We start from the raw sequence: 25,854 nt of genomic DNA on the forward strand, positions 1-25,854 counted from the left end.
ACTATACGGGGAGAAGTGCCCGGCAGGGCGATGAGGGGCAGCGCAAACCTGAGGCGATTGCCCGTGTTCTCTCGCCGGCTTGCCTTTACATGGCCATTGTCGACGTGCCAGAAGCGCGCTCAAACGAAGAAGCCGACGATCGGAGAAGACTGTTGAAGCCGGACGAAATCAGAAAGCTGGACGCCTATTTCAAGCGCACCTTCCAGAACCCCAAACTCGAAGTGAAGGCGCGGCCGCGCAAGGAAGATTCGGCCGAGGTCTATGTCGGCGACGAGTTCCTCGGCATCGTCTTCAAGGACGAGGACGACGGCGATTATAATTTCTCGATGGCGATCCTCGACATCGATCTGGCCTGAGTTGGGAGTTTAGCTGGCCGCTACGCCTCAAGCGCTGCGGCGGTACGGAACCTTGCAGGACGCCGGCGGAACAGCGCCCTCCTCTGGCCTGCCGCCCATCTCCCCCACCTGGGGGGAGATTGGCAGCCTCGGCGCTGCACTCTTCCTGCAACATTGGAGACTGGCGAAAGCCAAGATGACGGCCGATCTCCCCCCTCGTGGGGGAGATGTCCGGTAGGACAGAGAGGGGCGCGAAGGATCGCTACGGAACGGCTCGTTTCGTTGCTTACCGCCCGGTCTTCAGCACACGTGCCGCCTCGCCCGAAATCGCCGCGTCGAGCCCCTGCCAGTCGCCCAGGAATTCCCGGGGGAAGCGGTAGGTAAGGCTGAGATTGTCGCCGACCAGGATGTCGCGTTCGCAGGGCGCCAGCGATTCGTCCGAGCTCGGGCCGCTCAGGCAGCGTGCGACGAACGGATCCTTGCCGGGGCGATCGGCGACCGCCAGCACTTCGTTCAGATAGCCTGATTTTTCGCTGAAGGCGTAAAGCGTGGTGCCGCCAGGGCCGGGCGTACCCGGCTTGGCGATCAGCGCGCTGTAGATCGGCGCGAAGCGGCCGCTCATGTCGCGCGACATCATCTGCGGCTCGAACGACAGGAAGACGATGTCCTTGCTGGGTCCGGTGTGGTTGAAGTCGTTGCGGGCAGCCTCGCTGTAGCCGTCCATCTCGGGATAGCGCAGATAGAGGTCGAGTCGCGAGGCGATGCCGTCGCGCCGGGCCTGGGCAAAGCGGATGACATTGGCCGGCACGGCGATGACGTTGTTGCCGATGACGACCTTGTGGACCGTGGTGTCGTCGGTGTACCCGGCCATGGCAATCGAGCGGCCGAACCATTTGCCGCCAAGGCTGATCGCCACCGAAAGCAGCGCCAGCGTCGCGAACGCATAAAACACTCGCTTCATCAGCGTCGAATCGACGACGCTGAGTTGCGGGCCCTCTGTGGCGGCTGCCTGCTTCATCGCGATCCTCATTTGCCGTCCCATCGGGTGTACCTGAACGGCACATCTCGGCGCGCACGGCTCTTGCTTCGCAGCTTTGCGGGCGACTGTGCGATTTCATGGTAAACGGAGGGTAAAGATGGGCCCGGTCGAACAAATCATATTCAGTTTTATGGCTGGGCTGACGGCTTGCGGCCTGACCGGATCGGTGATGGAGCTGATCGCCGGCCGTAGGCTTGCCTTCGTCCAGCCCTATGTATCGTCGAAGCACATGCTGCGCTCGCTCGCCACGACGGCTTGCGCCGGGCCGCTGATGTTCGCCAACGAGGCGCTGGACGCCTGGCGCGAGCGTCGCATCTCGGTGCTGGGGCTGATCTCCTGCGGCTGTACGGCGACCATCTGGGCGCTGGCGCTGGGCATGGTGGTGATCGCCATTGCGTCCTGGGCGGCTTCGCTTCTAGGGTCTGGCAGCTTGTCGGTGTGAGACGATCTGGAGACAGCAATGCCGATCTACGCGATTGACGGAAAAGCGCCCGCCTTCGAGGACGCCGACAGCAACTGGATCGCGCCCGATGCCACCCTGATCGGCAATATCAGCATTGGCCGCAATGCCGGCTTCTGGTTCGGCGTCGTCGTCCGCGGCGACGATGAGCCGATCGTCATCGGCGCCGACACAAATGTGCAGGAGCACACAATCATGCACACCGACGCCGGCTTTCCGCTGACCGTCGGCCAACGCTGCACGATCGGCCATCGCGCCTTGCTGCATGGCTGCACGATCGGCGACAACAGCCTGATCGGCATGGGCGCCATCGTGCTGAACGGCGCGAAGATCGGCAACAACTCGCTGGTCGGCGCCGGTGCGCTGGTCACCGAAGGCAAGCAATTTCCCGACAATTCGCTGATCGTCGGCTCGCCCGCGCGCGTCGTCAGGATGCTCGACGAGGCCGCAGTCGCCAGGCTGCGCGCCTCGGCCGCGTATTATGTGGCAAACGGCAGGCGGTTTAGGGCTGGGTTGAGGAAGGTCTAGTGGCAGCTCACGGGCGCGAATTTGCCCCTACCTTGGAAGGAAGTATTTCCGTTGCCCCTCATGTTCGCCGGTTCGGGCAACGCCGGTCGCGACCAGCGTCTCCAGAACCTCCTCGATCCGGTCGCGACGCTTGGCGGTATTCCTGCCGTCGAATACCTTGGCGATGGCTTCCGGCGGGGCGGGCGCTGGCGCCTTTGCGAGTAGATCCCGCACCAGCCTGATCTGCTCCAGACCGTCTGTAGGCCATTTTGGGCGGTCCACAATGTCGGGCAGTTCGATGTCGAGCGTGCCAACGTGTTCGCCTTCCGCCATCGGAGCTTTCACGCCCAGCTTCGGTATCTGGTAGTCGGGGCGGAGCCAGCGTACTTGCCCACGTTTTTCCTCGGCTGCCCGTTCCTGATTGAGCGCCACCAGCCGGGTCAGCAATTCTTCCTCTGCCTGCTCTTGCGCCTTTGTCTTGTGAGGCGAAGGCAATGTCGCGCCGGGTTTGCCAACCAGCGCCGGGATCAGGTCTTCCCAACCATACGCGGTGAGCACGGCGCGGTCGATGTCATCATGAATTTCCTTTCAGCACCGAGATCAGTCCTGCCTGATGCACATTGCGCTCAGCATCGGTCAGGGATGGCACGTCACAGCCGTTTTCTAACTCGCGCAGGCGTTCCAGCGCATTGTAGAGACCAGTCATCGTGAGGAAGAAGTGCTGTGCGAGCTGTGTCTTGCGGAAAACGTCCAGCCGTTCGCCAAGCTCGCGAAGGCGTTCTTGCTGAGCATAGAGAGGATCCATGGATGTCAGTCTCGGATCAACGGCAACCGGGAACGGAAATGGCTCGAACGTCTCACTCTTTGCGTAGACGGGATCATTGCCGACGCCCATCCATGCACCCTTAGCGATGGACCAAACAACGTGCAGACGCGAGGAAAGCACGGCGGCATGTTCGGCGGACGCGAGACCGACAGCAATCAGCTTGTTGTCCGGTCGAATGCTTGCGTCTAGGAACTGGAAAAACCTATGCTTCGCCGTCTCAACGGTCGTGATGTAACGCGGAAGGGCGCGGACCATGTCGCGAAATTCGGTGCGTACACGTCCAAATAGCCACCAGTTTGCCCGAATATCGCTGTCCCGGTTGTGGTCACGTTCCGGCTTTACGTTCTCCAGAACGTGTTGGTAAATAGCTGGAAAGCGGCTGCCGACTTCGTCAATGTCGAGCGGATACAGGTCGATTACCATGGCCCCTCGTGAACGGGCGGTAATATCTCGACCGTTAAGATAGGGGAGGATATGTTCGTCAGCGCCTGCAATCGTTCCGCGCCCAAGTGCTTGGGCTTGGCTAACGGAAACGATGAAGCCAGCGCCGTGTAGCTTTACGCCGGGTCGCGATAATTCTTCGTTCGCAAGCAATGGCTTCGCGGATGCGGTGTTTGCTCCAACAACAAGATTTTCTCGGACTTTGCCCTCCTGTTGGTCCAGTTGGACCTGGGGAGTGTCTGTATTAAGCCCCATCTCCGCCAAGACTTCAGCCAGTACACCCTCGCGATCACCCTTCTCTGCAACGGTCATGGCGATGCGAACTGCGGCCTTGTCCGCGGCCTTTAGCCATGGATGATCGGGTATTGCGAAGACCAGAGACAGAGGCTCCTTGGCGACCATATGGCGCTCGATGACACGTCGCGAGAAGGTCTGGGTGATGGAATTGGTCGTGATAAAGCCGAAGCGTCGCAGGGGATTCGTGGCGTCCTTGGTTGGCTTCCGTAAAAGGCGGGTCGCAGCCTCGTCCCAGAAGTGCATGACGAAATCCGCCCCGCCTGGAATATGCGGACGCGCCGCCCAGCAAGCTTCCGCATAACCGTCGCCAAGCTCCTGTCGTATGTCCTTGCCGCCTATAAAGGGCGGATTGCCGACGATGAATTCGACCTCCGGCCAAGATGCGCGCTTCGGGTTGACATAGCTATAGAGCGGCACTTGTGCGCCGGGATCAGGGATTTCCTCGCCCGTAATTGGATGCAGTTTCTTTGTCACACGATCCCAGCGCGAAAGAGGCCGTCCGCTGGCATCCCGTAGCAATTCCTGCCGATTATAGGCGATCACTGCATCCTGCTCTCTGATCGTGCCATAAGCATGTAAAATAGGTTCCGTGATCGAGGCTAGACCGGCGGTCTTGAGCTGCCATTTGAGGTAGCCGATCCACAGCACGAGGTCGGCGATGGGGACAGCGCGGCGGTTCAGTTCAAGCCCATAAAACTGACGCGGGTTGACCGTCTCACCTTCCATGGCGAACCGCCCCTGATCCTCACCCAGATCGTCCAGGGCCTCCAGCACCTCACCTTCGAGCCGCTTCATCAGCTCAAGACTGACATAGAGGAAATTGCCAGTGCCACAGGCCGGATCTAGCACCCGCGTGGTGCAGAGCTTGTGATGATAGGCCTTGACCGCCGCCAAGGCTCCGGCATGGTCCCCCTTGTCGCGCAACTCCTTCACCTGCCCCTGAACCAGCTCCCAGTCGGCGCGCAACGGCTCGATGATGGTCGGCACGACAAGACGCTCGACATAGGCGCGCGGTGTATAGTGCGCACCGAGCTTTGACCGTTCGCGCGGATTGAGAGCACGCTCAAGAAGCGTGCCGAAAATCGCAGGCTCCACATCCGACCAATCCTTGCCTGCCGCGATCCAGAGTTCGTTGATGTCGTCCCTGTCGAGCGGGAGCGCGGCCCGCTTTTTGAACAGCGAGCCGTTGAATTTCTTCAAGGTGGCGTTGAGGTGTGGCGCATAGCCTCCGCCATCCATCACTGCCCACAGGCTCTCCAGCGCCGCTACGAAGTGCTGGGGCGTGTCCTTCATCTGGCCCAGCAGCTTTTGAAAGCCCTTCTCGGGGATAAGCTTCACGTCTTCCGCGAACATCGTGAACAGGCACCGCATGAGGAATTCGGCAACGTCCTTCGCGTCGTGCTTGCCTTCCAGTCGCTTAGCGATCTTGGCCAGGCGTTCTGCTATGTCGCGCGTGACCTCCGCCGATATACGGGTCGGGTCGAGTGCTAGCGGGTCCGTCCAGATCGCCCGCAGCCGCGCCTGAATTTTCGCGTCGCGAAGATCGTCCATGCCTATGCGAAAGGTCTGACGGTCGGGGAAGTGGGCGTAGTTTTTGCCCTGACCGGAGAAGTCGGCGAAAACCTCGATAGTATTGCCAACATCCACCACCAGCAGGAACGGCGGATAGCCATGCTCAACCGGCAGGGCGCGGGCATAGTCCTCCGCCTGTTTGCGGGCAGCGAGCATCACCTGGTCCCAGCCGCGCGTGCCGCGTTTGGCCTGACCGGGCTTGCGTTGGGCTGCGTCTTCCGGGAGCAGCAGAAGCTGGCTGGGATCGACTTTGGTGGCTTGACGCTTGCCGGACTGCTTGGCTTCGAGAATGAAACAGCCGCGTCGATAGCAATCGATTCGGCCCGCCGAGCGAGTGCCGTCAGGATGCTTGAAATCCACCCGGCGTTCGAAAACGTAGTCGTTCAGTTGATTCTGCTCCTGCGCCATCGCGGGACGCGGCAGATTGAGCGCGATACACAGGCGCTCGATGAAAAGCTGATAGTTGGCGAGCTCAGAACCGCCAGAGGCACGCGCCTCAGCGATCAAGGCTTCCAATTTTTCGGTGTCGGCCAGGACTTCCCCCATGGGGCCAAACTACCCACCGCAAGCCGTGGATGACAACGCAAAAGACGGTATGCGTCGAAAACGAAGCTGGATAACTGCGACTATTTTCTGGGCTAGGTCCCACCCGGAAATGGTGGAGCCGGCCCGGGGACGGGGCCGGCTCCTTAAACCCGGTCGTTGGGGACGGGGAGGGTGGGGACTCGACCGGGTTTTGCGTCGCGTCCTCAGCGGACGCTGGCGACCGCGTCGGAGCGGCCGTCGTTGATCGTCACCCAGGCGCCGGAATTCCGCTCGGACTGGCGCTTCAGGTAGGTGTAGCCGGTATTGGTCCAGGACAGCACCTTGGGCTGGAGATTGTCGAGGATGAACTCGCCAAGGCTGGTGCGCACGGTCAGCACCGCATGGCCTTCGCCATTGCGCTGGCGCACCACCGTCATCAGCAGATCGCCGGCCGGCACGCCGATGCTCATCAGCTCGCGGCGCTTTTCCAGCGCATAGTCCTCGCAGTCGCCGAAGCCGCTATTGGGAAAGGACCAGACTTCCTCCTTGCCCCACATTTCCATGTCGGTGCGCGGCGCGACCCTGCTGTTGACCGAATTGTTGACCTTGACGATCGTTGCCCACAGCTTGCGGGTCAGCTCGACGGGTGCCCGGCCAGGCGTCCTCTGATTGCATTCCTGCGGAAGCTGCTGGCACAATTCGTAGTGTCCGACCGGCTGCGTGGTGCGGCCGCCGGTGTGCATGAAGGCCGGCTCCGCCGCGTTTACAGTCCCCCAACCGAAAAGCTGCATCGCTATTGCCGCCAGCAACAGCTTGCCCCTCATCCTGTTCATTATTCAGTCTCCCCGTTTGAGGAGACAATGACACGACTGGATTTATTTGACGCAAAAGTGCGAAGTAGACATTAAGTAAAACGCCAATAGAATAAACATAAAATTTGACGCAATTGAATATAGAATTGTTTAAGGATTCCAGCCGGGCATGTTCCCATGCTTCGTCGCACCGTTCGAACAGCCAGGATGGCGGGACAGAGGGGGGCGCGAAGGATCGCCAGCCTCTCTTCCCGATAGTGCTAACGCTTCCGCGTCAGCCGCGCGATGAGCTGAATTCGGTATCGAGCGTTTCCGGCCGCTGGATGACGGCGAACTCGATGGCGAGGCCATCTTCGAAATGCCGCACTATCTGGCCGCGCATGGTGCCCAGCGTCACCTGGACGCCGATGGCCGGCTTGACGTCGATCTCGATCGCCGCGCCCGACAGCGACAGGTCGATGATGCGGCACTGGTACTGGCGTCCGTCGGCAAGCTGCAGCACGCTCGTCGGGTTGCGCGGTGCGACGCGTTCATGGCGGCGGTCTTCCGGCAGGTCGAGCTCGTGCTTGTTGGCAAGCCAGGTCAGTTGCGCGGCGAGCTTGTCCCTCTTGCGCTCCGACGCGATGACGGTCATCGCAAAGCCATCCTGCAGTGTGCGGGTGATGACGCCTTCGATGCGGCCGATGTGATCGATGTAGGCAATGACCTTTTCGCCAGCCAGGCCGGCGCGCTCGGTGCGCAGCGCAACGTTGCCGGGCGACATGTCGACCACCTGGCAGGGATGTTCGGTGCGGTCTTCCAGCATGAAGCGTCCGTAAATTTTCACGCGGACGCGCTGAAAGTTACGCCTTTCAGCTTGGGACGGCGCATGGTCGACCGCCGCTGACCTCATCACTGCCATACCCCGTTCGGCATTCCGCGCATGGATGCGGGGAATTTCAGCGGAAAACTACAACAAAGCAGGTTAACAAAGGGGAAAGCCCGGCGCTGTTGCTTTAAGCTTTGGGCATCATTCCTCGCGTCCGCCGTCGAAGACGACCAGGTGACGGATGCGGCGAGCCTGGCCGAGCGCCGAAATCGTCTCGGGCGGGTCGAATTCCGATGGGGCGAGCGAGGGAACCTCTATCGCCGGCCGGTTCTTCAGGAACATCGGCTCCTTGTCGGGATCGACGACACGGATCGAATCGATCAAGGCGTCGAGAACCGGGTCGGCACCCAGCCAGAAGGGTTTTTCGACGGCGCTTATCACGCCGAGGCAGCGCGGGCTCTCGACACCGCCGTCGAGCGGCAGCGCGAGCAGCTCGAACCTGTTGGACCGGCCGTTGCGGCTGAAACCCTCATAGGTGATGAGCATCACCGATTTCAGGTCGAAGACGCCATCGGTCAGCTTCGAAATCAGTCGCTGGTCCTTCTCGCGCCACAGTGAAGGGAATGAAAACCCCTTGAGTTCGCGGCCATAGACCGCGCAGAGCCTGGTGCCGGCCAGCCGGAACACCGCTTCGCCGCGCGTGTCCTTTTCCAGGATGAACGTGTCGGCCAGCAGCGACTTGATATCGGCCGGTTCGACTTCCGAGCGTTTCGGGGCAGGGCGTCCGTCACGCAACCGGTTCCAATAATGGAACAGCGTGATCGATCCGGTCTGGTTCATGCTAATGCTGCTCCGCGCATTCTGTCTTCTGATGTCCCATCGGTGAACAGAAGGGCGCCCTCCGAAGACCTACATGCGTTGCGGAGCAGGATGCGTGCCAGCATCGTTAATACTTGTTCACGGGTCGGGGCGGTTAAGGTTAACAACTGGTTTACGTTGCGCGCCTGCCAGTCCTGTGGCACACCAAAACCACTCCAGAAGCGGTCGTTTTGCGACGATCGGCAGCACTTCAGTCAAGAGTTCAGGGGGAGCAAGGGGGCTCGACCAGCCGTTCAAGGGAAACCTTGGACGGCTTCTTTTTTGATTCGGGGCTGCTGATTCGCCGTTTGTGATTCGGTTGGCCGTGATCTACATGCTCGCCAAGTCCAATCCAGCGACTGAGTGCAAGCCATATGAGCGACCCAGAAAGCCCACCGGAGATCGAGCAGGGCCAGGGTGGGCCTGTCGCCCGCGAACCGGAGCGCCGCCGCGAGCCGGTGTTCAACCTGCCGCCCGTGGTGCTGGCGGTGATCGCCATCTGCGTCGTCGTCTTTCTGATGCAGCAGTATGTGCTTAGCCAAGACCAGCAGTTGACACTATTGTACGACGGGGCCTTCATTCCTGTTCTCTACACTGGCCAATACGGCTTCGACTGGTTCCTGTTTTCTCGGCCCTTTACATATGCCTTCCTGCATGGCGGCTTTGCCCATCTTGCCATCAACATGGTGTGGCTTGCGGCCTTCGGCTCACCGCTGGCCAACCGCTTCGGCGCGCTGCGCTTCAGCCTGTTCTTCGCCGCGACCGGACTGGCGGCGGTGGCGCTGTTCTGGGCCATGCATCCGCTTGGCGAGGCGCCGCTGGTCGGCGCCTCCGGCGCGATTTCCGGCATGATGGGCGCGGCGGCACGCTACGGCTTCCGCATCGACCGCTCGTCGGGCAAGGCCGCCTTCGCCGGCCAGCCTTTGCCGATGGCGGCGGTGCTGCGCTCGCGCGGCGTCGTCACCTTTCTCGCCATGTGGATGGTGATCAACCTCGCGACCGGCCTCTTCGGCCTGGCGCCCGGCATTGACGGCCAGATCGCCTGGGAAGCCCATATTGGCGGCTTTCTTGCCGGCTTCTTCGGCCTGCGGTTTTTTGATCGGCGAGAGCAGGTGCCCCGGCAGGCGGACGAGCCGGAGACCTGAGACCGCCGCACTTGAAATGCAACCGATCGCGGCGCACCATGTTCATCCCAGGGAAAGCCGGCCAGGGCAGGAGCCGGCAGGAAATGCAGAGGAGGACGCCATGACTGTTAAGGCAATTCTCGAGGCAAAAGGCCACGACGTGGTGACGCTCGGGCCGAACGAAAAGCTCAGCGAAGCCATCCGCATGCTTTCCGAACACAGGATCGGCGCGCTGGTCATCACCAACGGCGATCACAAGATCGTCGGCATTCTTTCCGAGCGCGATGTGGTGCGGGTTCTCGCCAAGGAGGGGGCGGCGGCGCTCGACCTTGCCGTCCGCTCGGCGATGACGCCCAAGGTGAAGATCTGCAATGAGAACCACACCGTCAACGAGGTCATGGAGATCATGACCAAGGGCCGCTTCCGCCACCTGCCGGTGGAAAAGAACGGGCTGCTCGACGGCATCGTGTCGATCGGCGACGTGGTCAAGCGGCGCATCGAGGATGTCGAGCGCGAGGCCGAGGAGATCAGGGCCTATATCGCCACGGCATGAGGCGACGGCGGCCGGGTTGCCGACAGGTCGATTTTTCAAGCTGCTATCGCAGTTCGTCGCGGCAGGTGCGGGCCTGTGCCGCGTCGGCGCCTGCGGCTTTGCGCTTGTCTCTTTTGGCGGTTTGCACTAGCGAAGTTGCACATCAAAATATGCGTTCTCGCATATCCGCAATTTCAATATGCAGGCCCTTATGAGCATTATCGACACCCGCACGCCCGACGCCAAGCGCCTGGTTCCCGGCGCCACCGGCGACTGGGAGATCATCATCGGCCTCGAGGTCCACGCGCAGGTGACCTCGCAGGCAAAGCTGTTTTCCGGCGCCTCGACCATTTTCGGCGCCGCGCCCAACGCCAATGTCAGCCTGGTCGACGCGGCGATGCCCGGCATGCTGCCGGTCATCAACGAGGAATGCGTCAAGCAGGCGATCCGCACCGGGCTGGGCCTGAAGGCCGAGATCAACCACAAATCGGTCTTCGACAGGAAAAACTATTTCTATCCCGACCTGCCGCAGGGCTACCAGATCTCGCAGTTCAAGCAGCCGATCGTCGGCGAGGGGAAGGTGATCGTCTCGGTCGGCCCGGACCGGCAGGGCGAATTCGAGGACATCGAGGTCGGCATCGAGCGCCTGCACCTGGAGCAGGACGCCGGCAAGTCGATGCACGACCAGCATGCGACGATGTCCTATGTCGATCTCAACCGCTCCGGTGTGGCGCTGATGGAGATCGTTTCGAAGCCGGATATGCGCTCCGCCGATGAAGCCAAGGCCTATGTCACCAAGCTGCGCACCATCGTGCGCTACCTCGGCACGTGCGACGGCAATATGGACGAAGGCTCGCTGCGCGCCGACGTCAACGTCTCGGTACGCCGGCCCGGCGGTGAATTCGGCACGCGCTGCGAGATCAAGAACGTCAACTCCATCCGTTTCATCGGCCAGGCCATCGACTACGAGGCGCGCCGCCAGATCGCCATCCTGGAGGACGGCGGCAAGATCGACCAGGAAACGCGGCTGTTCGACCCCAACAAGGGCGAAACGCGCTCGATGCGCTCCAAGGAGGAAGCGCACGACTACCGCTATTTCCCCGATCCCGATCTTCTGCCGCTGGAATTCGACCAGGCCTATGTCGACGCGCTGGCAAAGGACCTGCCGGAACTTCCCGATGCCAAAAAGGCGCGGCTGATCGCTTCGCTCGGCCTGTCGACCTACGACGCCTCGATCCTGGTATCGGAAAAGGCGGTCGCCGATTATTTCGAGAAGGTGGCGGCCGGGCGCGACGGCAAGCTCGCCGCCAACTGGGTCATCAACGACCTCCTGGGGGCCTTGAACAAGGCCGGCAAGGACATTGAAAACGCTCCTGTTTCACCCGACCAGCTTGGTGCTGTCATCGACCTGATCAAGGAAGGCACCATCTCCGGCAAGATCGCCAAGGATCTGTTCGAGATCGTCTGGAACGAGGGCGGCGATCCGCGTCAGCTGGTCGAAAGCCGCGGCATGAAGCAGGTCACCGATACCGGCGCCATCGAAAAGGCGGTGGACGAGGTGATCGCGGCCAACCCGGACAAGGTCGAACAGGCGCGCGCCAAGCCGACCATGGCCGGCTGGTTCGTCGGCCAGGTGATGAAGGCGACCGGCGGCAAGGCCAATCCGCAGGCGGTCAACGAGTTGGTCAAGGCCAGGCTCGGGATCGAGTAGGATGTTCGTCCGCACCGCCGGCGAGCGCGATCTGGCGGCGGTGCGCGCATTGCTGATCGAGACGTGGCATGCCACCTATGACGCCATCTATGGCGCGGCGCGGGTTACCGAAATCACCGATGAATGGCATTCGATCGCCGCGCTCAAGGCACGGCTGACGCGGCCGAACTCGGAGTTCCTGGTCGCCGACGACGGCAAAAGCATCGGCGGCATGGCCTTCGCCGCCGCCACCACGGATCCCGCGATCGTCATGCTGAACCAGCTTTACGTGCATCCGGCCTGGCAGAGGCAAGGCATCGGCCAGGCGCTGCTGGACGAGATCGAGGCCAGCTTTCCGGAGGCCCGGACGCTGCGTGTCGAGGTCGAGGAAGCAAATGCTCCGGCCGTTGCCTTTTACCGCGCGAGAGGGTTCTTGCCCGCCGGCAACACGGCCGATTGCGGCGGCGCCTCGGGATTGCCGGCGCTGGTTTTGGAGAAGGCGATCGGCTAGCTCGTTCGCCTGACGTTCAGTTGCGTTTCTCAGGCAGGTTGGAGCAGCCGGCAGCGAGAAACTCGCACGGCAGGCTGCCGCCGCCGCCCGACGTGTGCGGGGGCGTGGCGGCTTCGATTTTTTCGACCTCGTAATATTTCGAGGTGACGCCCCATTTTTTGACGCCCTGGCACGTCGAGCGCACGCCAACCTCCGTCGCCTTCGCCGCCGTCTTGTAATAGGTGGTGATCCGGCAGGATTGGCTGACCGGTAGCGCGTTCGCCGGGCTCGTGACCGGCGGCATGAAGTTCGGGAAGGCAAGCAGCGAGATTGCCGCAATGATCCTGACGGCGGGCATGGTGAGGGGAAGGTGCAGCATCGTTTGTCTCCATCGATGGCGCCGCTCGCTCGTGGCGCAGCGGCGCAATTTGTTCCCGCAAGATCAGGCCATGAAGCCGGGGCTGCCGCATCTGCCGCGCGGGGGATGGCGGCAGCGGTCTGAACCGCCGCCGTCATCCGCGAGCGGCCGCGTCAGGGCGTTTTCGGCTTGATGGGCGTCTTTATCGGAACGGCGACTTTTGGGGGCCGGACCGTACTGGCTCCACCGTCGACGGCCAGCCCGCCGCTGTTGAGATAGCGTACCGTATAGTGCAGCTCATAGCCCGGAACTCTGACCCATGTAGGTTTGTGATTGAACTGGTCCGGAGGCCTCGAATACCACTTCGGGATCTGCATGATCTTGGAACCGGCACCGAATCCCGCAGTCTTGGCCGCTACCGCGAAGGCGCTGTCTCTGGGATCGTTCGGCGGCTGGTCGACATTGCCGATGACGACCAGCGAATCGTATTTTCGCGCGTCGAGCCTGAGTACGGGAAGGTTCAGCGCAGCCACGTCGCCTTCGCGCATCGTCAGGGCTTTCTGAACGCCGTCCTCATTGGCATAGACGTTGAGGTTTATGGCCTCGGATTCCGCATAGACGACATTGTTGTGGAAGTCGCGGGCTGGCAGGCGTGTGAGGCTGTCGAAGGTCACTTCAACCGTCGGCTTGGCTATGGCGTCCGTCACCACCAGGTTGCGCCGCGGCACCGTCCAGAAGATGAGATCATCGCCGGTGGCCTGCGTGCCGGCATCGGAGCCGTCTATGGCCGAGCATTTCGAATTTGGAACCGGCGTCGTCACCGGCAGAGGTGCCGAAAACGAGCTGCGTACCTGGGCGTCGATGTAATTGCCGACGTTGAAAACGTCTTCGAGGATGTTGCCGCCCTCGAAGCTCGCCGGGCCGGGTTGCGAGCGGATGATGACCTGGCTGGAATCGGTCTGCCAGCCGCTGCAGAAGACGTTGACGTCTATGGGAATGCCGATGTGGCGGTCGGAGGTCACCGGGATCGAGACTTTGATGGTCAGGATGTAAGGAACTTTGACAAACCACCTGTTCGGCTGGTTCAGCATCTGCGTCGCAAAGCGCGACGGCCGCCATTGCTTCAGCGATTCGATCGATGCGCGTGACGATCGTCCCTGGGCGGCCAGCTGTGCGTTGGTGGCGTCGACCTTGGCTTGCGCCAGGTTGCGGACGGTGTTGGTGATCAGGAACACGCCGAGTTCGGCTTTGCAGGGCCTGTTCGATTGTGTGGCGTTGCATGGGGCAAGTGCCGCACTGGGAACCGGCGGCCCCGAAGGCGGCGGCTGGGCCGCCGCGGTGGTCGCCATCAGGCAGATGAACAGCATCGTGCAGGTTTTCAACATGGTATCCTCGCTCTGTCGTTGGAAACCACCCTCCGGCTAGACAGCAGCATTTCTTCGATGGCGGTTCATCGCCCGCACGGGGGATGAACCGCGAAACATCGGGCAGGCCCAGCGACGTTGAGCCGCCGCCGTCCTTTCGGATTGGGTGTCTACTGCTTCACGACGCCTTTGGTTGTCGCCATCGGCGCGACGACCTTGGGCTTGGGGGTTTTCGGGCCGGGGTCGACTACCAATGCGGCCGTGCAGGAACATTTGCCCGAACCGCAGTTCAGGTCGCCCTTGCACATTTTGGAATGCCGCATATCGGTGCAGTCGGCGGTCCCGGAGCAGGAGCAACTGCCTTGCCCAATCGTTCCGGACTGACATTTGAAGCTCCATGCCGGATCGGCGGCAAGGCCGGCCACAGCGAGCGATACGGCAAAAAGCGTCGTCGAGATGAGCTTGCGCATGAATACCTCCCGGTTCTATCGAGCGATGGAACCACGAAGCAGCAACGCCTTCATCTCCCGCGCGGGGGACGAACTCGCATACCGGTGACGATCGTCAATGCTGTCCCTTCAGCACGACGAGATAGCCGCGTTCGACGCGAAGCCGGAACGCGATTTGCCCTGCAGTGCCGGGATCCTTGGAAACCTTGTCGATGACATAGCCGCTGGGATGCGAGCCAAGCCATTCTTCCGGTTTGTCGGTGCTTTCGAACGGCTTTTGCAACCGGGCCAGGAAGCCGACTTCGCCCTGATAGTCGAAAGCCACGGCCCAGTCCGCATCCTTTCGCTCGTCGATGAAGTTGGCGAGCGGCGTCAGATCATAGCGTTTGAACGCGGTCGCCGATGCCACCGCGTGGCCGATGCCGAAAATGACAAGCATGACGATGGCCGAGCTCTTCAGCCTGGCGAGCGGGATCTCCGCCATGAAATAGCCGAACAGGATGACCACGAACGGCAACATCGGCACGACATAATGAGGCTGCTTGCCGGATATCGCGCTGAACACCAGAAACACGGCAACGAACGAGAATGACAGCAGGCGCAAGGCGCGCAGATCCGGCGACTTCGCGTCGATCAGGCTGCGTATCCGCGTGGGCAGCTTCAACCGCCACACCTCGGGTATGAAGATCCACGGTATGAACATGACGGGCAGCAGCAGCAGATAGAAATAGAACGGCCGGCCGTGCGAATTGCGCAAATTGCCGGTGACGCGCCCCGCCGACTGGTTCCAGACGAGATCATAAACGAAATTGCCTTTTGTCAGGATGGTCGCCGGCACCAGCCAGATCGCCACCGGAATTAGTGCGGCGAGCAGGGCCAGGCCCACTCCAGCGAGGAAGTTCGGTGTCGTCAGTCCCACCCGCCCGTCGCGCCAGAACGGGTAGAACAGGATGGGCGCGCCCATATGGATCAGCACCACCGGGCCTTTCGTCAGCACGCCCATGCCGATGAACAGCCCGGCCAGAACGGCCTGCCAGCGGTTGCCGCTGCGGGCAAAGGCAATCAACGACAACAGCGCGGCGAGCACGAAGACCGTCAGCAACAGGTCGAACAGGATCAGCGTCGAATAGATGACGAACACGCTGCTTCCGGCAACCAGCCAGGGGATGCGCCGCGCGATGTCGTCGCGGCCCGGAAACAGGGTCTTTGCCAACGCCGTCGTCAGCCAGATGACGAGCGAGGAGGCGGCGAAGATGACCAGCATCGCCGCCGGCCGGCTGGCGCCGAAAATATTCCAGACAAGGTCGATAAGCCAAAACAGCAGTGGCGGCTTCTGCAGATAGGGCGCGAAATTCATCGTCGGGACGAAGATCTGTCCGCTCAGATACATTTCCCAGGTGACGCTGAGATATCGCGTTTCGTCGACGGGCAGCAGTGGCCGGAAAGCGACCGCGATTACGATCAGCCCAAGCAGAAAGAGGTAGGGGAGCAGCCGCTCGGTAGATGTCGGTGTCAAAGATCGAGATCCGCGCCAGAAACCATTTTCATTCCAGCCGAGCATAGTGCCGCGTTTCTGGACCGCGAACGACCGCACCATGATTTTGGCCGAATTGCAACGATGCCGGTTTCGTTTCGCAGATTTTGCGGACGATGGTCTCAAGGGCTTGAAAAACTTGCCGGCCGAGTCTTTTGGACCGCTGCCGGTTCCGGGGAACCTGAGCAAAATCAACTGGAGCGCAACGGCGGTGACAATTCGCGCATCAACAGTTCGAGCTCGCGCTGATCGCCTGTACCGGTCTTGTCGAAGATCGTCGCCAGCTGCGACTTGACGGTGCCGTCCGAGACGCCGCCGGCCGCGGCGATTTCCTTTCGCGTCAGGCCGGCGGCAACGTGACCGGCGACGCGCCTTTCTGCCGCGGTCAATCCGAACAGCGCCGCAATGGCGTCCAGCGCCGGGGTCGGTGTCGAACCGGCCGCGGCGATGAAGATCGCTGCGGCGGCGCGTTGCGAGATGCGCGCCGAGATTTCACGCCGCGCCAGCGGCATGACATGGGCCACCGCCGGAACGACCGTCCTGGCCAGGGGAATGTTGATGCCGCAAGGTCCGAGCGCGAATTCGTCGCGCGTGCCGAGCTGGACGGCACGGCCGATCGCGGCGTTGGCGTTGGCATAGGTGAACGAAAGCTGTCCGCGCACGCAAGCGACCGAGATGTTTTCGGCGAGCAGCGCTTCGGCTGACGGGTTGGCGAAGATGATGGTCATGTCTTCTGCGACGATCAGCACCGGATGGTCGAGGCTTTCGATGATGGAGCGGAAGATTTCGGCCTTGCGCCGCTCGGCCTCGAACAGGTCGCCGATGGTCACCGCGCGCCGCACATGCGGTGCCAACAGGCAGACAAGCTCGATATCCTCGCGGGAAATCTGGCGCCTGTCCTTGTCGGTAACCACCATCAACGTGCCGATCCGGGTCGGCCGCTTCATCAACGCCACCCAGAAGAAATCGTCCAGGCGGTTGGGTTGCACCCATTCGCGCACGATGCGGCTTTCGAGCCATCTCTGTCGCGTATCCGGGCCTTGCAGGGCGTAGATCGAATCGACGGTGAACGGCACGTCGATCTCCATCTTGGGAACCGCCGCATAGAACGGCACTTGCGAGCCGTAGTCATGCTTCAACGGCTCAAGAACTGCGGGATCGCCGCAAGACACCGAAAACCGCGCGGAGCTGCTGATCGTGTCGATGACGGCGAGCATGGCAAGCTGGCCTTCCGCCAGGTTGCAGATGGCCTCGAGTGTCGCCTGCCAGCGGTCGACGTCGGCAATCGAATCGTAGATCGCCTCAACGACCTGCGGCAACGCGCGACCGGCCGTGCCCGCCAGCGATGACATGAGCCCCTCTCATTTGCCGTCCTTGAGGCAACGAAGCTTCAACTCCTAGAATAACGCTGCGTAAGGTTGCCAACAACCCATTTCATCTGCTTCGCTCGGTCGCGAGGATCGCATGAACGTATCGCTTCGCCGCCAGCCATTTGCTCGCCGGTTGCGGCAAGACCCTTGCCTTCGCAATGCCGTGACGCCATAAGCAGGAAAAGGCGCCGCCGCAGCCGCCGCGAGGACTTGCTACAAGGACTTGCCACGAGGATTTGAATGAAAACTTTCCTTCTGCAGTTTTTCACCTGGTGGAACAGCCAGACATTGGGAACGCGCTTCCACACATGGCGGCATGGCAAGAAGGTCGGGCAGGACGAGGTCGGCAACGTCTACTACGAGGGCGGCGTCGATTCGGAAGGCCGCACCCGTCGCTGGGTCATCTACCGCGACTATTCGGAAGCCTCGGCGATTCCGCCCGGCTGGCATGGCTGGATCCATCATCGTGTCGACGTTGCGCCGCCAAGCGAAGACTACAAGCCACGCGACTGGCAAAAGCCGCATGTGCCGAACCTCACCGGCAGCCCCGCGGCCTATCGCCCGAAAGGCTCGGTGCTGACCAACCAGCATCGTCCGCAAGTGACGGGCGACTACGACGCCTGGACGCCTGGTTCGTGATCGATCGCCGCGACACGCGCGCGGTCCCCACGGGGGCGTCCCCACGGGGGCGGTCCTTTGTCGCCACAATTGCTGTTTAGCTGTTTGCTGATCCGACAGCAGCAACTAGCCTTGGCGTTAAGAGAATCACCCGGGCGCAAACCACCGGACCTTGCATGAGCATGTTCAGCCGAATTTTGACGGGCGGATTAACCGCGGTCGTTCTCGCTTCTATGGTGGCGCTTGCTACTGCGCAGGAATTGGCGCCGCCTGCGCCGGACGCGTCGGTGGCGCCTGCAGCACCCGCAGTATCCGAGCGCATCACCAATCCCGTCGCTGAATTCGCCGGCATCGACAAGATCACCGGCCGTATCATCACCTTCGATGTCTACATCGACGAGACGGTGCAGTTCGGCGCTTTGCAGGTGACGCCGCGCATCTGCTATTCGCGGCCCGAAAACGAAGAGCCGAAGACGGATTCGTTCGTCGAGGTCGACGAGATCACGCTCGACCGGAAAATACGCCGTATCTTCACCGGCTGGATGTTTGCCGAAAGCCCCGGGATCAACGCCGTCGAGCATGCCGTCTATGATATCTGGCTGAAGGGCTGCAAGCAGAAGTCCGACGTGCCAGCACCCGCCGCCCCCAAAACCAACTAGAATGTGTCAGCGCGCGGCGGATACCGCGTCTCGCGGAACCGCCGTGTTGCCCGAGCGTTGGTGCCTCTCTACGGAGGAGGTTGCCATGATGATGGCCAACAAGAACGAACTTCTCGACATCGAAAGGGGATTCTGGAGCGGCGGCGCCGACTATTTCAAGGCCAATGCCGATACCGAATGCCTGGTGGCCTTCCCGCAGATGGCGCGGGTGATGAGCAATACCGATCTGGCCGCAACTGCCACGGACCCGAACCGCTGGCGCGATCTCGACATCGACCTCAAGGGCATCATCGAGCCGGGCAGCGACATCGTCGTGCTGACCTACGAGGCGCGTGCGACGCGGCAAGATGGCGAAGCCTATGCGGCGCTGGTCAGCACCGGCTATGTCCACCGCGTCAATGGCTGGAAGATGATGTTCCACGCACAGACGCCGCTGGTGACGGCAGCAAAAGGCTGACCGGCCGCAAGAGCAATTCCAGGAAAGTGTGAACGGCTTTCCGTCCGGAATTGCGTTTCTGTGAAACGATGAACCATACCAGTTTATGGAAAAAACACGGCCTCGCCCTTCAGCGCCTCGGCCAGCATCTTCTCGTACTTGCCGCGCGGCACGTCGATTGCACCGAAGCGTTTGAGATGCTCGGTGGTGAACTGCGTATCGAGCAGTGCAAAGCCACGCGCCTTCAGGCGTTCGACGAGGTGAACCAGGCAGGCCTTTGACGCGTCGGTCTCCCTGGCGAACATGCTCTCGCCGAAGAACACGCGGCCGAGCGATACGCCGTAGAGCCCCCCGACCAATCGGTCGTTGTGCCAGGCCTCGACCGAATGGCAATGGCCCATCCGATGCAGCTCGATATAGGCTTCGCGGATCGGCGCGTTGATCCAGGTCGACCGACGTTCCTCGCGCCTTTCGGCGCAGGCCTCGATCGTCGCCTCGAAGTCGAAATCGATGCGGAACTCGAACAGGTTCTTGCGGATCGTCTTTCTCAGGCTTTTCGGTATGTGGAACCCGTCGAGCGGAATGATGCCGCGCGTCTCCGGCCGCACCCAGAATACTTCGGGGTCATTGGCGCTTTCGGCCATCGGGAAGACGCCGGAGGCATAGGCTTTGAGCAAAAGGTCGGTCGGGATGCGATAACCGGGTGCGTAGGGACGGGTCATCACTTCGCCCCTGTGTCACTCGCCTTCGGCCAGGTATTTTTCCAGCCAGTGGATATCGTAGTCGCCATTGGCGATGTCGGCGTTGCCAACGAGGTCGCGAAACAGTGGCAGCGTCGTCTTGATGCCGTCGACGACGAATTCGTCGAGCGCGCGCCGCAGCCGCATCATGCATTCGACGCGGTTGCGGCCATGCACGATCAGCTTGCCGATCAGGCTGTCGTAGTAGGGCGGGATCTTGTAGCCGGAATAGACGCCGGAATCGACACGGATGCCGAGGCCGCCCGGCGTGTGGAAATGGGTGATGGTGCCCGGCGAGGGGGTGAAGGTGCGCGGATCCTCGGCATTGATGCGGCATTCGATGGCATGGCCGTGGAAGCGGATGTCCTCCTGGCGCACCGAAAGTCCGCCGCCCGAGGCGACGCGGATCTGCTCGTGCACGAGGTCGATGCCGGTAATCGCCTCGGTCACCGGATGTTCGACCTGCAGGCGCGTGTTCATCTCGATGAAATAGAACTCGCCGTCCTCATAGAGGAATTCGATGGTGCCGGCGCCGGAATAGCCGAGATCGGCGATCGCCCTGGCGCAGACGCCGCCAATATGCGCGCGCTCCTCGGCATTGAGCGCCGGCGAGGGCGCTTCTTCCCAGACCTTCTGGTGGCGGCGCTGCAGCGAGCAGTCGCGCTCGCCGAAATGCACGCCGCGCCCGGCGCCGTCGCCGAACACCTGCACTTCGATATGGCGCGGCTTCTGCAGATATTTCTCGATATAGACTGCGTCGTCGCCGAAGGCCGCACCCGCCTCCGAGCGTGCCGTCTGCAGCGCCACCTCGAGATCGGCCTCGCTACGCGCCACTTTCATGCCGCGCCCGCCGCCGCCGGCCGACGCCTTGATGATTACGGGGTAGCCGATCGCGGCGGCAATGCGCTTGGCTTCCTTGTCCTCGGTGACCGCGCCGTCGGAGCCGGGCACCACGGGAATGCCGAGGCGTTTTGCGGTACGCTTGGCCTCGATCTTGTCACCCATGATGCGGATATGGTCGCCGGTCGGGCCGATGAAGGTGATGTTGTGCGCGGCGAGGATGTCGGCGAACTTGGCGTTCTCCGACAGAAAACCGTAGCCGGGATGCACCGCGTCGGCGCCGGTGATCTCGCAGGCGGCGACGATCTGGTGGATGTTGAGATAGCTGTCGCGCGACGGCGGCGGGCCGATGCAGACGCTCTCGTCGGCGAGACGCACATGCATGGCGTCGGCGTCGGCGGTCGAATGCACCACCACCGTCTGGATGCCGAGCTCCTTGCAGGCGCGCAGCACCCTGAGGGCGATTTCGCCGCGATTGGCGATGAGGATTTTCTGGAACATCTTTCGCCTGTTCCCGGCTCTACTCGATCACGACGAGCGGCATACCATATTCGACCGGCTGCGCATCTTCAAACAGGATCGCCGTCACCGTGCCGGCGCGCGGCGAGGGGATCTGGTTCATCGTCTTCATTGCTTCGATGATCAGCAGCGTCTGGCCTTCCTTGACCTTCTGGCCGATTTCGATGAACGGCCTGGCGTCGGGCGACGGTGCCAGATAGGCGGTGCCGACCATCGGCGAGGCAACGGCGTTCTTCGACACGTCGGGCGTCGCCGGCGCGGCCGCTGCCGCAGGCTGCGCGGCTGCCGGGGCATAGGCCGGCTGAGCTGTGGCGACGGCATGGACGGCCGGGGCCTGCCGCGAGACGCGCACCTTCAGATCGCCCAGCTCGACCTCGATCTCGGTCAGGTTGGTGTCGTTCAGTATGCCCGCCAGATCGCGGATCAGCTGCTGGTCAACACCGTTCTTCTTTATCGACATTTTCGAGCCTTCTGTTTGTTGGCCGGTCATAGGCGTGCAGCCAGCGCCTGCAGCGCCAGCGTGTAGCCGAGCGGCCCGAACCCGCAGATCATGCCGACGGCGACCGGCGCGACCATGGAGACGTGGCGGAATGGTTCTCGCGCGTGGATGTTGGAGAGATGCACCTCAGCGACCGGCAGCGGCGCGACAGCGCGGATGGCATCGTGAATGGCGATCGAGGTATGGCCGTAGGCGCCCGGATTGATGACGATCGCGGCGGCCTTGTCGGCGGCCTCCTGGATCCAGTCGACGAGGTCGCCCTCATGGTTCGACTGGCGGAAATCGATCTCCAGCCCAAGTGCGGCACCTGCCTGCTTGCAGTCGTCGGCGATCGCGGCAAGCGTCTTGCCGCCATAGATGCCTGCCTCGCGCTTGCCGAGCGCGTTGAGATTGGGGCCGTTCAGGACGAAAACCGTTTTCAAAATATGCCGACCTTTCCCGGCGCGGCTAAGCCGGCGCGCCGGACCCTCTATAATGGGCATAGACGCTGGCGAAAAGAGCGCAAGTGCGTTCTTTCGCCGTCCACAACAGCCGGAAAACGGCCCGTGCCGGAAACCCGCAGCCTAATCGAAACCCGAATGCTGATCAGAGCGCGGCCTTCGCCGCCTCGATCTTTTCGGCCAGCACTTCCTGGCCAAGCGCGCCGAACACCACCTCGTTGCCGACGACATAGGACGGCGTTCCGGTGATGGCGAGCTTGGTGGCGAGGTCATAGGTCTTGGAGAAGGCCTCGGTGATGCTCGGGTCCTTCATCTTTTCGCGCAGCGCCGCCTCGTCGGCGCCGAGCGACAGCGCCACCTTGATTGCCGCCGCCTCGGTGGCGCGCCCCTGGCCGCCGAGCAGCGCATTGTGGAATTCGCCGTATTTCTCCGGCTTCATCAAATGGAAGGCCATCGAGACGACGCTCGCCTTCTGCGAATCCGGGCCGAGGATCGGGAACTCCTTGAGTACGAAGCGCAGGTCCGGATCGGCCTTGGTCAGCGCGCGCATGTCGTCGATGGCGCGTTTGCAGTAGCCGCAATTATAATCATAGAATTCGACGATGGTGACCTTGCCGTTCGGATTGCCGACAACACCGTCGAATGAGGAATTGAAGATCTGGTCCTTGGCGTCTTTGATGACGCCGAGACTGGCGACGCGCTGTTCTTCCTTCTGCTTGGCCTCGAGTGCCTGCTGGGCCTCCAGAAGCACTTCCGGGTTCTTCAGCAGATAGTCGCGGACGATGCCTTCGACTTCGGCACGGTCGAGCTTGGTACCCGAGGACGCCGTCTGGGCAAGCTGCGCCGTGCCGGCCTTCGCCGTCTGCGGATTGCCGGCGACGAAGCCGAACGCCAGCATGGCGAGAGCCGCTGCCACTCCGGTAGTGCCCAGCAGAATTGCCTTGGTCATGATCCTCGATCCTCTTGCCTGTGTTTGGGTCCGCCCGGTTTGGCTGTGTCGCAGCCTGCGTCGGAAAGGTTCACTTCTTCTTACCTGATGGTGCGTAGTTTATAATGTCCTGCGCGCGAAGCCAGCCCGGCTCGCCCCGCTTCATGCTCTGCTGCGCCCGCATGGCGAATATCTTCGCATTCTTGTAGTCGCCGGAATAGAAATGCCCTTCGGCGGTTGCAAGCTCGGCGGCCGGGATGTTGCCGAGTTCCCCGTAGGCCTGTGCCAGATAGCGGTATCCGGCGGCGTTTTCGCGATCCCGTCCGAGGCCGGTGTTGATCTGCGCCACCGCCTTCTTCAGCGAATCCTGCGTGCCGATCGCCATCAGCGCCTGGCCGTAAGAGACCGGCAGCAGCCCCGATCGCGCCGGATCGAGGCTGACCGACTTGGCATAGGCGTCCGCCGCATCCTTCGGCCGGTTCGCCTTCATCAGGATGTCGCCGCGTAATTCCTGGAAATAGGGATTTTTCGGCTGTTCCTTGATCAACGCGTTGGTCTTGGTGAGCGCCGACGCCAGATTGCCGAAAAGATAGGTCATCTGCGCGTCGCCATAGCGTGAGGCAAGGCTGCCGGGGTTCTTGCGCATCAATCGCGACGCCGCCGCCTGGCCCTGCATGTAGGCGGCGATCTTGATGCGCATCATGTCGTGGCGCTGCTGCAGTGCCGGCGGGTCGACCTTGTCGACGTAAGGGCTCTGCTTCACCAGCACTTCGAGATTGGCGATACGCTCCTGCGGCATCGGATGGCTGATCCTGTAGGGATCGACTTGCGCGCCCGAGAGCGACAATGCGTTCTGGAAGCGGCCAAACGTCTTCAGCATGCCCATGCCGGACTGGCCGGTTGCATTGAGATAGGTGATCGCCGAACGGTCGGCGGTCATCTCTTCGGTGCGCTGATAAGCGAGGATACTGCGTTGCGCCATCTCGCCGCCGCCGGCCATCACGCCCATGCCGGCGCCGGCGAGACCGCGGCTGTTGCTGGTGGCGCCGGCCACCATGGCGCCGGCGCCAAGCAGCGTCGCCAGGATCGCCATCGTCTTGGCGCGCTCGAGCTGTTCTCGCAATTTCTGCTGGTGTCCGCCGGCGATATGGCCGGCCTCGTGGGCAATGACGCCAATGATCTCGTTGGGCGTTTCGGCCGTCATCAGCGCGCCGGTGTTGATGAACAGGCGGCGGCCGGCAACAAAGGCGTTGAAGCTCTGGTCGTTGACCAGCACGATGTTGATGGCGTCGCCCGACAAGCCCGCCGCCTTGAAGATCGGCCGCGCGTAATCGCGCACCAGCGCCTCGATCTCGGCATCGCGCACAACCGGCACATTCTGCGCAAAGGCATTGACCGAGCCGGCCATGGCGACCACCGCGGCGAGCGAAAGCGTCGCGAGGGCGCGCGCTGTCCTGGCGATCGTCGATTTGGGTCGGCTCAACATGGCAGGTCCACTGGTAGACGAGTGGGCGAAGGATGAAAAGTCGGCAGCCTAAACTTACCGAACTTGTGATCCCCACACCAATCGGGCATTTGTGCGGCGCGGCCAGCATGGCCGGCACGTGCGGACAAGTGTGGTGGATTGAAAAATGGTTGTTTCGCTTTCGCGCCGCGGCGCGGTCGAACCGTTCCATGCCATGGACATCCTGGCCGAGGCGAATCGGCTGAAAGCCAAGGGCCTGCCGGTCGTTTCTATGGCCGTCGGCCAGCCTTCCGATCCGGCGCCGGCCGGGGTTCGCGAAGCGGCGGCCAATGCCTTGAAAGCAGGCCGCATCGGCTATACCGACGCGCTGGGCATCGCCGGTCTGCGCAAGGCGATCGCGGCGCATTATGGCGAGCACTACGGGCTTGACGTTTCGCCCGAGCGGATAGCCGTCACCACCGGATCGTCGGCTGCCTTCAACCTCGCTTTCCTGGCAATGTTCGATCCAGGCGACCGCGTCGCCATCGCTGCGCCCGGATATCCTGCCTATCGCAACATCATGGCCGCGCTCGGCATCGACATCGCCGAGATCGAGTTGGACGGCGCCGCCTATCTGCATGCCGAGCACCTGCAAGCCGCGCATCGCGAAAAACCGCTGAAGGGCGTGCTGTTCGCCAGCCCGGCCAACCCGACCGGCGCGGTCATCCCCGCCGGCGATCTCGAGGCGCTGGTCGAGACGGCGCAAGAGCTCGGCATCGCCGTCATCTCGGACGAAATCTACCACCGGCTGGCCTATGCGGCGCCCGACACGACGGCGCTTTCTTTCGGCGCGGATGTGACGGTGATCAATTCCTTCTCGAAATATTATTGCATGACCGGCTGGCGCATCGGCTGGATGGTGCTGCCGCAGGAACTGGTGCGGCCAGTCGAGCGCATCGCCCAGAGCCTCTACATCTCGCCGCCCGAACTGTCCCAGATTGCCGCGATCGAGGCATTCAAGGCGACGCCAGAGCTGGAAGCGGTGAAGGCGCGCTATGCCTGGAACCGCGAGCTCCTGATGCAACGCCTGCCGGAGCTCGGCTTTGCTTTGGCCGCGCCCATGGACGGCGCGTTCTACGCCTTCTGCGACGTCACCAGGCACACCAATGACAGCATGGCGTTTGCGCGCCGGATGCTTGCCGAGGCGCATGTGGCTGCGACGCCGGGCCGCGATTTCGACCCGCTGCAAGGCCATCGCACGATGCGCTTTTCCTATGCCGGCAGCCACGACGACATGGTCGAGGCGATGGCGCGTATCGAACGCTGGCTGAAGTAGCGGG

General features: G+C 62.2%; 28 protein-coding genes. 11 read left to right on the top strand and 17 right to left on the bottom strand.

Going from position 1 to position 25,854, the window contains the following annotated elements; genetic code table 11:
• Nucleotides 1–152 precede the first annotated feature (152 nt).
• Nucleotides 153–356, top strand: a complete 204-nt coding sequence (locus NKI54_RS15345) for a DUF3126 family protein (RefSeq protein WP_023674799.1) — start codon at nt 153–155, stop codon at nt 354–356.
• A gap of 265 nt (nt 357–621) precedes the next feature.
• Here the strand turns inward: NKI54_RS15345 and NKI54_RS15350 are convergent, their stop codons facing one another.
• A complete protein-coding gene (locus NKI54_RS15350) occupies nt 622–1,353 on the bottom strand; it encodes a hypothetical protein (protein ID WP_352570896.1) in 732 nt (243 codons plus the stop codon).
• Between the two features lie 118 nt (nt 1,354–1,471).
• Between NKI54_RS15350 and NKI54_RS15355 the strand changes: the two genes are divergently transcribed.
• Nucleotides 1,472–1,816: a DUF6949 family protein gene (locus tag NKI54_RS15355; protein ID WP_352570897.1), complete on the top strand. Its 345-nt coding sequence runs from the start codon at nt 1,472–1,474 to the stop codon at nt 1,814–1,816.
• An 18-nt stretch (nt 1,817–1,834) separates the two neighbouring features.
• Complete coding sequence (locus NKI54_RS15360) at nt 1,835–2,362, top strand: gamma carbonic anhydrase family protein (RefSeq protein ID WP_352637002.1); 528 nt, start codon at nt 1,835–1,837, stop codon at nt 2,360–2,362.
• A 27-nt stretch (nt 2,363–2,389) separates the two neighbouring features.
• Here the strand turns inward: NKI54_RS15360 and NKI54_RS15365 are convergent, their stop codons facing one another.
• From NKI54_RS15365 to NKI54_RS15385, 5 genes are all read right to left on the bottom strand, one after another.
• Nucleotides 2,390–2,899: a hypothetical protein gene (locus NKI54_RS15365; RefSeq protein WP_352637000.1), complete on the bottom strand. Its 510-nt coding sequence runs from the start codon at nt 2,897–2,899 to the stop codon at nt 2,390–2,392.
• A gap of 16 nt (nt 2,900–2,915) precedes the next feature.
• Nucleotides 2,916–6,023 carry a class I SAM-dependent DNA methyltransferase gene (locus NKI54_RS15370; protein ID WP_352636999.1) on the bottom strand — a complete coding sequence of 1,036 codons (3,108 nt, stop codon included), beginning with the start codon at nt 6,021–6,023 and terminating at the stop codon, nt 2,916–2,918.
• 203 nt (nt 6,024–6,226) lie between these two features.
• Nucleotides 6,227–6,826 (bottom strand): transglutaminase-like cysteine peptidase, encoded by a 600-nt coding sequence (locus NKI54_RS15375; protein ID WP_352623276.1) that lies wholly within the window; start codon nt 6,824–6,826, stop codon nt 6,227–6,229.
• 262 nt (nt 6,827–7,088) lie between these two features.
• A complete protein-coding gene (locus tag NKI54_RS15380; protein ID WP_352570899.1) occupies nt 7,089–7,706 on the bottom strand; it encodes a PilZ domain-containing protein in 618 nt (205 codons plus the stop codon).
• Between the two features lie 117 nt (nt 7,707–7,823).
• Complete coding sequence (locus NKI54_RS15385) at nt 7,824–8,462, bottom strand: PAS domain-containing protein (protein WP_352492545.1); 639 nt, start codon at nt 8,460–8,462, stop codon at nt 7,824–7,826.
• A gap of 392 nt (nt 8,463–8,854) precedes the next feature.
• Here NKI54_RS15385 and NKI54_RS15390 point away from each other — a divergent pair, with 392 nt between their 5' ends.
• The 4 genes from NKI54_RS15390 to NKI54_RS15405 all read left to right on the top strand — a co-directional run bounded on the left by NKI54_RS15390 (nt 8,855) and on the right by NKI54_RS15405 (nt 12,337).
• Nucleotides 8,855–9,625 carry a rhomboid family intramembrane serine protease gene (locus NKI54_RS15390; RefSeq protein ID WP_352623264.1) on the top strand — a complete coding sequence of 257 codons (771 nt, stop codon included), beginning with the start codon at nt 8,855–8,857 and terminating at the stop codon, nt 9,623–9,625.
• A gap of 100 nt (nt 9,626–9,725) precedes the next feature.
• A complete protein-coding gene (locus NKI54_RS15395; RefSeq protein ID WP_023674810.1) occupies nt 9,726–10,157 on the top strand; it encodes a CBS domain-containing protein in 432 nt (143 codons plus the stop codon).
• 190 nt (nt 10,158–10,347) lie between these two features.
• Nucleotides 10,348–11,847, top strand: coding sequence for an Asp-tRNA(Asn)/Glu-tRNA(Gln) amidotransferase subunit GatB (gatB, locus tag NKI54_RS15400; RefSeq protein ID WP_352623263.1), 1,500 nt, complete (start codon nt 10,348–10,350; stop codon nt 11,845–11,847).
• Between the two features lies 1 nt (nt 11,848).
• Entirely contained in the window at nt 11,849–12,337 is a 489-nt protein-coding gene (locus tag NKI54_RS15405; protein ID WP_352636997.1) for a GNAT family N-acetyltransferase, read from the top strand.
• A 16-nt stretch (nt 12,338–12,353) separates the two neighbouring features.
• On the opposite strand, the gene NKI54_RS15410 is transcribed toward NKI54_RS15405, so the two are convergent.
• The 5 genes from NKI54_RS15410 to NKI54_RS15430 form a co-directional block, all read right to left on the bottom strand.
• A complete protein-coding gene (locus NKI54_RS15410) occupies nt 12,354–12,695 on the bottom strand; it encodes a hypothetical protein (RefSeq protein ID WP_352636996.1) in 342 nt (113 codons plus the stop codon).
• Nucleotides 12,696–12,847: 152 nt separating this feature from the next.
• Nucleotides 12,848–14,056: a hypothetical protein gene (locus NKI54_RS15415; RefSeq protein ID WP_352636995.1), complete on the bottom strand. Its 1,209-nt coding sequence runs from the start codon at nt 14,054–14,056 to the stop codon at nt 12,848–12,850.
• A 152-nt stretch (nt 14,057–14,208) separates the two neighbouring features.
• Nucleotides 14,209–14,508 (bottom strand): hypothetical protein, encoded by a 300-nt coding sequence (locus NKI54_RS15420; protein ID WP_352472757.1) that lies wholly within the window; start codon nt 14,506–14,508, stop codon nt 14,209–14,211.
• 94 nt (nt 14,509–14,602) lie between these two features.
• Nucleotides 14,603–16,003: an ArnT family glycosyltransferase gene (locus NKI54_RS15425; RefSeq protein WP_352636994.1), complete on the bottom strand. Its 1,401-nt coding sequence runs from the start codon at nt 16,001–16,003 to the stop codon at nt 14,603–14,605.
• A 209-nt stretch (nt 16,004–16,212) separates the two neighbouring features.
• Nucleotides 16,213–17,373 (bottom strand): helix-turn-helix transcriptional regulator, encoded by a 1,161-nt coding sequence (locus NKI54_RS15430; RefSeq protein ID WP_352570906.1) that lies wholly within the window; start codon nt 17,371–17,373, stop codon nt 16,213–16,215.
• A 258-nt stretch (nt 17,374–17,631) separates the two neighbouring features.
• Here NKI54_RS15430 and NKI54_RS15435 point away from each other — a divergent pair, with 258 nt between their 5' ends.
• From NKI54_RS15435 to NKI54_RS15445, 3 genes are all read left to right on the top strand, one after another.
• Nucleotides 17,632–18,030: an NADH:ubiquinone oxidoreductase subunit NDUFA12 gene (locus NKI54_RS15435; RefSeq protein WP_023674818.1), complete on the top strand. Its 399-nt coding sequence runs from the start codon at nt 17,632–17,634 to the stop codon at nt 18,028–18,030.
• A gap of 155 nt (nt 18,031–18,185) precedes the next feature.
• Nucleotides 18,186–18,668 carry a DUF2155 domain-containing protein gene (locus NKI54_RS15440; protein WP_023674819.1) on the top strand — a complete coding sequence of 161 codons (483 nt, stop codon included), beginning with the start codon at nt 18,186–18,188 and terminating at the stop codon, nt 18,666–18,668.
• 88 nt (nt 18,669–18,756) lie between these two features.
• Entirely contained in the window at nt 18,757–19,125 is a 369-nt protein-coding gene (locus NKI54_RS15445; RefSeq protein ID WP_352637029.1) for a hypothetical protein, read from the top strand.
• Nucleotides 19,126–19,208: 83 nt separating this feature from the next.
• On the opposite strand, the gene aat is transcribed toward NKI54_RS15445, so the two are convergent.
• The 6 genes from aat to NKI54_RS15475 form a co-directional block, all read right to left on the bottom strand.
• Nucleotides 19,209–19,826 (bottom strand): leucyl/phenylalanyl-tRNA--protein transferase, encoded by a 618-nt coding sequence (gene aat / locus NKI54_RS15450; protein WP_023674821.1) that lies wholly within the window; start codon nt 19,824–19,826, stop codon nt 19,209–19,211.
• Between the two features lie 15 nt (nt 19,827–19,841).
• On the bottom strand, nt 19,842–21,185 hold the full coding sequence (gene accC / locus NKI54_RS15455; protein WP_023674822.1) for an acetyl-CoA carboxylase biotin carboxylase subunit: 1,344 nt from the start codon (nt 21,183–21,185) through the stop codon (nt 19,842–19,844).
• 19 nt (nt 21,186–21,204) lie between these two features.
• A complete protein-coding gene (gene accB / locus NKI54_RS15460; RefSeq protein WP_023674823.1) occupies nt 21,205–21,663 on the bottom strand; it encodes an acetyl-CoA carboxylase biotin carboxyl carrier protein in 459 nt (152 codons plus the stop codon).
• A 26-nt stretch (nt 21,664–21,689) separates the two neighbouring features.
• Nucleotides 21,690–22,124 (bottom strand): type II 3-dehydroquinate dehydratase, encoded by a 435-nt coding sequence (aroQ, locus tag NKI54_RS15465; protein ID WP_352636992.1) that lies wholly within the window; start codon nt 22,122–22,124, stop codon nt 21,690–21,692.
• A 163-nt stretch (nt 22,125–22,287) separates the two neighbouring features.
• Nucleotides 22,288–23,091 (bottom strand): DsbA family protein, encoded by an 804-nt coding sequence (locus NKI54_RS15470; RefSeq protein ID WP_352636991.1) that lies wholly within the window; start codon nt 23,089–23,091, stop codon nt 22,288–22,290.
• A 70-nt stretch (nt 23,092–23,161) separates the two neighbouring features.
• Complete coding sequence (locus tag NKI54_RS15475) at nt 23,162–24,556, bottom strand: M48 family metalloprotease (RefSeq protein ID WP_352636990.1); 1,395 nt, start codon at nt 24,554–24,556, stop codon at nt 23,162–23,164.
• A gap of 145 nt (nt 24,557–24,701) precedes the next feature.
• Here NKI54_RS15475 and NKI54_RS15480 point away from each other — a divergent pair, with 145 nt between their 5' ends.
• On the top strand, nt 24,702–25,850 hold the full coding sequence (locus tag NKI54_RS15480) for a pyridoxal phosphate-dependent aminotransferase (protein ID WP_352636989.1): 1,149 nt from the start codon (nt 24,702–24,704) through the stop codon (nt 25,848–25,850).
• Nucleotides 25,851–25,854: the final 4 nt, after the last annotated feature.

The organism is Mesorhizobium sp. M0663, from assembly GCF_040320585.1.
In the GTDB taxonomy this organism is placed as follows: domain Bacteria; phylum Pseudomonadota; class Alphaproteobacteria; order Rhizobiales; family Rhizobiaceae; genus Mesorhizobium.

Coding starts and splice junctions, on each gene's coding strand:
- NKI54_RS15350 (WP_352570896.1), bottom strand. CDS start 1,353: ATGAAGCAGGCAGCCGCCACAGAGGGCCCGCAACTCAGCGTCGTCGAT.
- NKI54_RS15355 (WP_352570897.1), top strand. CDS start 1,472: ATGGGCCCGGTCGAACAAATCATATTCAGTTTTATGGCTGGGCTGACG.
- NKI54_RS15360 (WP_352637002.1), top strand. CDS start 1,835: ATGCCGATCTACGCGATTGACGGAAAAGCGCCCGCCTTCGAGGACGCC.
- NKI54_RS15370 (WP_352636999.1), bottom strand. CDS start 6,023: ATGGGGGAAGTCCTGGCCGACACCGAAAAATTGGAAGCCTTGATCGCT.
- NKI54_RS15375 (WP_352623276.1), bottom strand. CDS start 6,826: ATGAGGGGCAAGCTGTTGCTGGCGGCAATAGCGATGCAGCTTTTCGGT.
- NKI54_RS15380 (WP_352570899.1), bottom strand. CDS start 7,706: ATGAGGTCAGCGGCGGTCGACCATGCGCCGTCCCAAGCTGAAAGGCGT.
- NKI54_RS15385 (WP_352492545.1), bottom strand. CDS start 8,462: ATGAACCAGACCGGATCGATCACGCTGTTCCATTATTGGAACCGGTTG.
- NKI54_RS15390 (WP_352623264.1), top strand. CDS start 8,855: ATGAGCGACCCAGAAAGCCCACCGGAGATCGAGCAGGGCCAGGGTGGG.
- NKI54_RS15395 (WP_023674810.1), top strand. CDS start 9,726: ATGACTGTTAAGGCAATTCTCGAGGCAAAAGGCCACGACGTGGTGACG.
- gatB (WP_352623263.1), top strand. CDS start 10,348: ATGAGCATTATCGACACCCGCACGCCCGACGCCAAGCGCCTGGTTCCC.
- NKI54_RS15405 (WP_352636997.1), top strand. CDS start 11,849: ATGTTCGTCCGCACCGCCGGCGAGCGCGATCTGGCGGCGGTGCGCGCA.
- NKI54_RS15410 (WP_352636996.1), bottom strand. CDS start 12,695: ATGCTGCACCTTCCCCTCACCATGCCCGCCGTCAGGATCATTGCGGCA.
- NKI54_RS15420 (WP_352472757.1), bottom strand. CDS start 14,508: ATGCGCAAGCTCATCTCGACGACGCTTTTTGCCGTATCGCTCGCTGTG.
- NKI54_RS15430 (WP_352570906.1), bottom strand. CDS start 17,373: ATGTCATCGCTGGCGGGCACGGCCGGTCGCGCGTTGCCGCAGGTCGTT.
- NKI54_RS15435 (WP_023674818.1), top strand. CDS start 17,632: ATGAAAACTTTCCTTCTGCAGTTTTTCACCTGGTGGAACAGCCAGACA.
- NKI54_RS15440 (WP_023674819.1), top strand. CDS start 18,186: ATGAGCATGTTCAGCCGAATTTTGACGGGCGGATTAACCGCGGTCGTT.
- NKI54_RS15445 (WP_352637029.1), top strand. CDS start 18,757: ATGATGGCCAACAAGAACGAACTTCTCGACATCGAAAGGGGATTCTGG.
- aat (WP_023674821.1), bottom strand. CDS start 19,826: ATGACCCGTCCCTACGCACCCGGTTATCGCATCCCGACCGACCTTTTG.
- accC (WP_023674822.1), bottom strand. CDS start 21,185: ATGTTCCAGAAAATCCTCATCGCCAATCGCGGCGAAATCGCCCTCAGG.
- accB (WP_023674823.1), bottom strand. CDS start 21,663: ATGTCGATAAAGAAGAACGGTGTTGACCAGCAGCTGATCCGCGATCTG.
- NKI54_RS15470 (WP_352636991.1), bottom strand. CDS start 23,091: ATGACCAAGGCAATTCTGCTGGGCACTACCGGAGTGGCAGCGGCTCTC.
- NKI54_RS15475 (WP_352636990.1), bottom strand. CDS start 24,556: ATGTTGAGCCGACCCAAATCGACGATCGCCAGGACAGCGCGCGCCCTC.
- NKI54_RS15480 (WP_352636989.1), top strand. CDS start 24,702: ATGGTTGTTTCGCTTTCGCGCCGCGGCGCGGTCGAACCGTTCCATGCC.